Origin of the sequence: Streptomyces sp. NPDC058964 (assembly GCF_042741275.1) — a bacterium.
Lineage (GTDB): Bacteria > Actinomycetota > Actinomycetes > Streptomycetales > Streptomycetaceae > Streptomyces.
Genome location: NZ_JBHYKH010000585.1, coordinates 1 through 5339, shown reverse-complemented (window position 1 = coordinate 5339; position 5339 = coordinate 1). Strand labels below are relative to the sequence as shown.

Genomic DNA, 5339 nt, shown 5'->3' with positions numbered 1-5339 from the left:
CGAGACTGCGGGCGGCCCACCGGCCCCGACCGCCACCCCCCCGCGCTCGCGGGCGACCGTGGCGAGGCCGAAGTGGGCGGCGACGTCGTCGACGCGGGGCGTGAATTCGCCTTCGAGGCCGGGGAAGACGAAGGCCGGACCGCCGTGTGCGTCGCCCAGCAGCGGTACGGGCCGGAACCACACGTCGCCGCGGCCCTGCCAGGCGCGGCCCTTGGCGACGGCCCGGCGGGCCAGGGCGAGCCGTTTCGCGGTCGGGTCGACGATGCCGAGACGGGCCGGTCCCGCGTCCGGATGGGTAAGGGCGGCCTCCAGACCGCGAGTGAGGACGGCGGAGTCGGCGGTGTCCAGCACGGCAGCGAGACGGTCGGGGCTTTCGGCGGCGAGCAGCAGGACGCGCTCGGGCTCGGCGACGGCGGTCGTCGAACGCGGCCTCGTGGTTGTCGTCGTCGGGGCGGCCGGCGTGGGTGCCTCCTCCAGCACCACGTGGGCGTTGATGCCGCCGAATCCGAACGCGTTGACCGCCGCCCGCCGCACCGGCCGTCCGGGGCCGGTCTCCCAGGGAACCGCCTTCTCCAGCGGGCGGAAGCGAGTGCCGGCGAGGGCGGGGTGGGGGTCGTCGCAGTGGAGCGTGGGCAGGAGGGTGCCGTGGTGGAGCGCGAGGGCGGCCTTGACCAGGCTCGCGACTCCGGCGGCCGGCATGGTGTGGCCGATCATCGACTTCACCGAGCCGATCACCGCGCGCTCCACGCCGTGTTCCTCGCCGTGTGCCTTGCCCGGCCCGAACACCTCCGTGAGGGTGGCCAGTTCGGCCGTGTCCCCGGCCGGGGTCGCGGTGCCGTGCGCCTCCAGCAGACCGACCGAGCCCGGTGCGGCCGGGTCGAGTCCGGCGGCCCGCCACGCCTGGCGCACGGCATGCGCCTGTCCCCCGGGGTCGGGGTTGACGAGTCCGGCCGTACGGCCGTCGCTGGCCACGCCGGTGCCCCGGATCACCGCGTAGACACGGTCGCCGTCACGCTCGGCGTCCGCGAGGCGCTTCAGTACGACGACGCCGGTGCCCTCGCCGATGAGGATGCCGTCGGCGTCGCGGTGGAACGGCCGGATGCGCTGGCTCGGGGAGAGCGCGCGCAGTTGGGAGAAGACGCTCCAGAGGGTGATGTCGTGGCAGTGGTGCACTCCCCCGGCGAGCATCAGGTCACAGCGCCCGGAGACGAGTTCGCCGACCGCCTGGTCCACGGCGACGAGCGAGGAGGCGCAGGCCGCGTCGACGGTGTACGCCGGGCCGCGCAGGTCGAGGCGGTTGGCGATCCGGGAGGCCGCCAGGTTGGGGACCAGACCGATCGCGGACTCGGGGCCGGCCGGTCCCAGCCGCTCGGTGAACGCCGCCCGGACCCGCGCGAGTTGGCCGGCGGACAGGTCGGGCAGCAGCTCACCCAGCGTGCGCACGAGCTGGCCCGCCGTCCGCACCCGCTGGTCGAGCCGGACCAGACCGGGGGTGAGATAGCCGCCCCGGCCGAGGACGACACCGACGCGGTGCCGGTCGGGCAGCCGCTCCCCGGCCCCCGCGTCCGCGAGAGCCGCGGCGGCCACGTTCAGCGCGATCAGCTGGTCCGGCTCGGTACCGGGCACCGAGGCGGGCATGATGCCGTACCGGGTGACCTCGACCTCGGCCAGCCCGTCCACGAATCCGCCGCGCCGGCAGTAGACCTGGTCGGGGACGGCGGGCCCGGCAGCCGAGCCGGGGCGGTAGTAGTCGGCGTCCCAGCGGCCCTCGGGCACGTCCCCGATCGCGTCCACGCCGTCCCGGAGGTTGCGCCAGTAGGCGTCGAGGTCGGGGGCACCGGGCAGCAGTACGGACATCCCCACGATGGCGACCGGGGTCCGACGGTCCGTCAGCGTCATGTCACCAGCCCGATGCCGTGTAGACGACCGCGCGGGCCGACTCGTCGCCCCAGGCGAGTTCCCGCAGCAGGGCGGCCGTGCCCTCCTCGGGGTCGATCAGCCGGATGCCGCGGCGGGCGTACTCCCGGCCGAGCTCGGGACCGACCATCCCGGCGTGCGAGCCGGTGGGCGCCCAGGGCCCCCAGTGCACGGTCAGGGCGCGGTTGCCGGTGCGGGCGGACCAGGCGGTCCCGAGGCTCTCCAGAGCGTCGTTGGCGGCCGCGTAGTCGGCCTGCCCCCGGTTGCCGAGGACGGCGGAGACACTGCCGAACAGGACCGTGAAGCCCGGCCCGCTGGGCAGTTCCTCCAGCGCGGTGAGCAGGGCGGCGGCGCCGGTCGTCTTGGTGCCGTAGACCCGCTGGAAGGACTCGGGGGTCTTCTCGGCGATCAGCCGGTCCTCGATCACCCCGGCCGCGAACACGACGCCGTCGAGCCGGCCGTGCTCGGCGTGGATCTCCTTGACGGCCTGGAGCGCGGCCTCCTCCTCACGGAAGTCCACGGCGTGGTACCGGACCGGGCTGCCGAGCGCGGTGAGTTCGGCGAGCGTCGTGGTGATCTCACGCTGGGCGAGGACGAGTGCGGCGGCGCGGTTGACCTCGGCGGGCTTGAGCGGGCCGCCGCCCGCTCCGGCGACGAGGGCGGCGCGCAGTTCGGCCGGGGTGCGGGCGGCGGCGGTCCGCGGGTTCTCGGGGCCGCCGGGCGCGGGCGTCCTGCCGATGAGTTCGATCCGGCAGCGGCACGCGGTGGCGAGCGCGGCCGCGACCTCGGCGGTGATCCCCCGGGCGCCGCCGACCAGCAGCACCACGGAGTCCCGGTCGAGACCGAGCGCGGCGGCCTCGGCGGCACCGTCGCCGGCCGGTCCCGCACCGGTGCTGCCGAGCGGGCCGAGAGGGGCTTCGACGAGCTCGAAGCCGTGTCTGCCCTCGGCGGTGTGCCGTACGACGGGTGCGGGACCGGGCGCGAGCAGTTCGGCGAGCAGGGCGTCCGCGACGGCGGACGGGGTGGGGTCGTCCAGGCCGACGGTCCGCGCGACCGTGTCCGGGTACTCGCGGGCGACGGTGCGGAACAGGCCGTCCAGCCCGGCGGCCCGCGCCGCGTCGTCGCCGCCCGTGGACCGCGCGGCCAGCAGCCATCGGGGTCCCCGCGCCAGGGCCGCGCGCAGCACGGGGAAGGCGTCCGGCAGGACCGGCGAGTCGGCTCCGGACAGGGCGCCCAGGTACAGCACGCCGTCGACCGCGCCGTCCGCCCCGGTGAGCAGGTGCGCGGCGCCGGCGGTCACCACGTCGCAGCCGTACGGGGCGAGCCGCGCCGCGACCTCCGGGGCCGTGCCCCCTCCGTCGCCGAGCACGACGAAACGCTTCCCGGACAGGACGGAGGCGGGATCGGCTGCCTCGTCCAGCCGCTCGATGCGCACCGGGCGCAGCCGGAACCTCTTCGGGGCGACCCCCGCGATCTCCTCCGCCGGCTCCTGTGTCGGCGAGGCGGTTGCGGGCTCCGGCGCCGGTTGTTCCCGGGGCCCGTCGAGCCGGGCCGTCAGCCAGCCCGTGACGGCGGCCGCTGTGCGGGCCCTGGCCAGCTCCTCGAGCTCCGCGTCCTCCAGGGCCGTGACGTCCGCTCCGGCGCCGATCCCCAGCCGCTTGGCGAGTTCGCCCGCTATCTCGGCCCGTTTGATCGAGTCGATGCTCAGGTCCGCCTCCAGGTCGAGGTCGGGCTCGATCATGTCGACGGGGTAGCCGGTGCGTTCGCCGATGATCTCGAGGACGACGCGTTCCACGTCCGTCCGGGGGTCCGCGCCGGTGCCGGCGGTGGCGGTGGCGGCCTCCGGGACCGGCTGCGAGGCCGGCTGCGGGGCGGCGGGGAGCTCGGCGGACTGGTGCTGCGGCCACTGCTGCGGGGCGGGGGCAGCAGGTGCCGGGACCGACGTGCCCGGCGCCGCGCCGAGGTAGGTGAGCAGTACGTCCCGCTGGGCTGCGATCATGTCCCGGCTGGTGCGCAGGAATTCGGAGATCAGCGCGTCCTGGCCGGCCGGGACGCCGTGCGGGTCGTTCGTCGTCACGGTCGTCTCCACGACTCGTCGGGCCGGTGCCAGGGCGCCGGGAAGGAGTTCTCCGGCGGCGGTGCGGACCAGGTGTCCGTCGACCGTCCAGCCGGGTCGCCTCGGTGCCGGTGTGCCGAGCGCGTCGACGGCGTCACGGCCGCGCAGCAGCGGGCCCGTGCGCACCGGCTGGCCCGCGACGGCCAGTTGGGCGAGCGCGTCCAGCCAGCCGCGCAGTCCGCCGTCGGCTCGGGGCTCGCAGGCGACGGTGCGGTGCGGGCGGTCGCCGAGGATCTGTCCGACCAGCCGGGTGAGGACCGTGCCGGGTCCGGCCTCGACGAAGATCCGCGCTCCCGCCGCGTACATCGCCTCGATCTGGGCGTCGAAGGCTACGGGAGCCCCGATCTGGGCGGCCAGTTCCGCGCGGACCGCGTCCGGGTCCGACGCGTAGGGGACGGCCGTGCGGTTGGACCAGACCGGGAACTCGGGCGGACGTACGGTCTTGTCCCGGAGGACCTCGGCGAACCGCTCGCATGCCCCGGCCACCACAGGACTGTGGAAGGCGCAGGCGACGGGGATGCGCTGGGCACCGTACCCGGCCTCCCGCAGGAGGCGGACGGCGGCGGTGACGTCGTCCGTCGGTCCGGAGATCACCGTCTGCCGGGGCGAGTTGCGGTTGGCGAGGACCACCGAGGAGGGCGCACGGGTCGTGCGCAGGGCGTTTTCGACGTCCTCGGCGGGGGCGGTGACGGCGGCCATGGCGCCGGGGTCGTCGCCCGCGGCCGCCAGAATGGCCGAGGCCCGCTCGGTGCTCAGCTCCAGCAGCGTCTCCGGGTCGAGGGCACCGGCCGCACACAGGGCCACCAGTTCGCCGTAGCTGTGCCCGGCCGCCATGTCGGGCCGCACGCCCGCGGTCGTGAGCAGGGCGTGGGCGGCGAGGCCGGTGATGCCGAGCGCGGGCTGGGCGGCCCGTGTGTCGGTGAGCTCGGCCCGGTGGCGCTCGTGGCCCGCGTGGTCGAAGGCGGTCGGCGGGTACAGCCGGTCGGCGTGGGCCCGCCCGAGCTGGAGGTAGTACTGCAGTTCGGGGAAGGCGATGAAGACGTCGGCGAGCATGCCGGGGCGCTGGCTGCCCTGGCCCGGGAAGAGGAGGGCGACCTTGCCTCCGCCGGAGGCGGAGGTGCCGTCGGCCGTCGGCGGCGCCTGGGCCACGGCGCCGGCGCTACGGTTCACTGCCGTGTCCGCCGGTGCGGGGCCGGCCAGGTGGATGCCGGCGGCCGGATCGTGCTCCCCGGCCAGGGCCCGGCGCAGTTGACCGACGAGGCCGTCCACGTCGGTGGCCACGACCGCCGCCCGCACGGGGTCCGGG

At 76.1% G+C, this 5339-nt stretch carries 2 protein-coding genes; both read right to left on the bottom strand.

Going from position 1 to position 5339, the window contains the following annotated elements; genetic code table 11:
- Window positions 1-1899 (bottom strand): polyketide synthase (locus tag ACFW2E_RS40820; RefSeq protein ID WP_384475375.1); only part of this gene is annotated, 1899 nt, incomplete at its 3' end.
- A 1-nt stretch (window position 1900) separates the two neighbouring features.
- Window positions 1901-5339, bottom strand: a 3439-nt coding sequence (locus tag ACFW2E_RS40815; RefSeq protein WP_384475372.1) for an SDR family NAD(P)-dependent oxidoreductase, incomplete at its 5' end; no start/stop codon positions are given.